The sequence below is a fragment of the Acinetobacter sp. ATCC 27244 genome (assembly GCF_000156555.1).
Taxonomy (GTDB): domain Bacteria; phylum Pseudomonadota; class Gammaproteobacteria; order Pseudomonadales; family Moraxellaceae; genus Acinetobacter; species Acinetobacter haemolyticus.
Genome location: NZ_GG665950.1, coordinates 39,903 through 41,680 on the forward strand (window position 1 = coordinate 39,903; position 1,778 = coordinate 41,680).

Below are 1,778 nucleotides of genomic sequence, written 5' to 3' on the forward strand. Positions count from 1 at the left end.
TTTATAAGCATTTAGAGCAAATATTTCTAAAATATCTACTTTCAGATAGCCCAGAGAGATTAAAGTTCTCTGGGCTTCTTAAATATTTTTTTTCGATGATTGATTAAGAGGGTTAAGGAGGAGTCAAAGCATGTCCATACATTATTTTTTGTGTATTTAGCGGTCTTTCCTGTTGAAGAGACGGTATAAGTGATCCTAGTCAAAATAATGAACAAAATTAGGAAACAGTGTCTCCTTGGTTGTAGGAAAAGGATGTATTTAATCAATTCTTTAAATCAAAAAATATGCAAACAGATTGTTTTCTTTAAGCATAATTCAATAAAATCGTTTAGGAAGCACCTTGTAGATATTGAGCGGTAAGCATCCAGTGAACCCCCAGTTAAGTAGGGTTCCATTTATGTGATAGTAATTCATGGATGGGTAATCTTTTTAGTACATCACTTAAATAAGCATAAGGGTCTAGACTATTTAGTTTGGCCGACTGGATTAAAATCATGCCCGTTGGCTTACTTCGCAGTGAACCTGCAAATAACCAATTCTTTCTGCCTAATGCCCAAGGAGGCATCTGATTTTCGTTTTAGTTACTACGATAGGCAAATTAGCATCATTCAAATAGCGGCTTAAGGTAGGCTAGAGTTTTAGGCTGTAATTGGGGCAATCTCAGAAGTAAAGAAACTCACCCAACGGTGAGTTTCTTTACTAGTGAAAATTACGATGCTATTTTGAGAGTTTGAGATAGTGTTGAATGGAAATTCTTTGGAATAGTGTTTATTATTTTTTGGATCTGATTTTCGGTATAATCAGAGTCTTTCAGAATTTTACTTAATAAATCAAGTGATGAATTAATAAGTGTGATTCTATCCCAAATAGGCTTGAACTTTTTAGAGTTCACAGCTTCTTCAATTTTTATAAGAAAACTTTGTTTGTCATAAACATATTTCATATGGTGAATGTAAACTTTATTGGTAATTTCACATTTTTCATTAAATGTAAGAGTCACTTCGATGGTATTCAATGTCTTTTCAGAAATCATATTTACATATGACTCTTCAAAAATAGAATCAGCAAGCTCTGATGGTTGTATGCCTTTGAAAATATTAAGATTAATAAGAGAGTCTGTGACTTCAATAAGAGTTGGGTTGATCATATCATTTTCCTTACTTCTTCAATAAGAGAAGGAATTACCTTCAACGATTTTACAAGAGTGGCGTTATCTCTTGATGCAATTGAGCCAAATTTATCATATAGCTTAAAATTAATATACATAACTAGTGTGCCATCATTAGCAATGCCTGGTTTTATGGTAGATGTATGTCTTGAAAATGAGTTAGCTAACTCTAAACCTTTAGGATCATACCCATGGTCTGATAAAAGGTTGGTAACCTCATCTTCTGTTTTCTTTTTAATAAGTTTTCTTAATTGATCACGCGCTACAGTAGGTCTCTTTTCAAGTAGCTCAGGATCTATGAAGTCAGTGGAAATTTTCTTACTTTCCTGATCAATTAATTGTTTTTCTAGCGTTTTAAGAATATTTTCATCAAGATTTTGGATTTCGGTAAATTTTCTAAGAGTTTCTTTAACTTTGGAATTGATTTCCTGTCTTTTAGACTCAAATAATTCGTTGAAATCTATATCAGGTAGAAACGAATCTTGATCACTAATAAAAGCTGCTACAGAATCAACTTCAGCTAAAGATTGAGTTTTTCTTTGATAATCTGATGTTAATTCTTTTAAAGTATAATCTTTTATTCGTTCGGTTTTTGCACGATTCACTTCCT

Annotated in this window: 1 protein-coding gene and 2 pseudogenes; all 3 read right to left on the minus strand. The window is 32.3% G+C overall.

Going from position 1 to position 1,778, the window contains the following annotated elements; translation table 11 throughout:
* Nucleotides 1-379: 379 nt before the first annotated feature.
* Nucleotides 380-624, minus strand: a pseudogene (locus HMPREF0023_RS16145) (transposase domain-containing protein); the annotation flags it as partial.
* A gap of 85 nt (nucleotides 625-709) precedes the next feature.
* Nucleotides 710-1,147 carry a hypothetical protein gene (locus HMPREF0023_RS02310; protein ID WP_005088612.1) on the minus strand — a complete coding sequence of 146 codons (438 nt, stop codon included), beginning with the start codon at nucleotides 1,145-1,147 and terminating at the stop codon, nucleotides 710-712.
* Nucleotides 1,144-1,778: pseudogene (locus HMPREF0023_RS02315) on the minus strand (helicase); the annotation flags it as partial. The gene HMPREF0023_RS02310 and the pseudogene HMPREF0023_RS02315, both read right to left, overlap by 4 nt.

Excerpts from the sequence above, each read along its gene's own strand:
- HMPREF0023_RS02310 (WP_005088612.1), bottom strand. The coding sequence starts at position 1,147 with ATGATCAACCCAACTCTTATTGAAGTCACAGACTCTCTTATTAATCTT.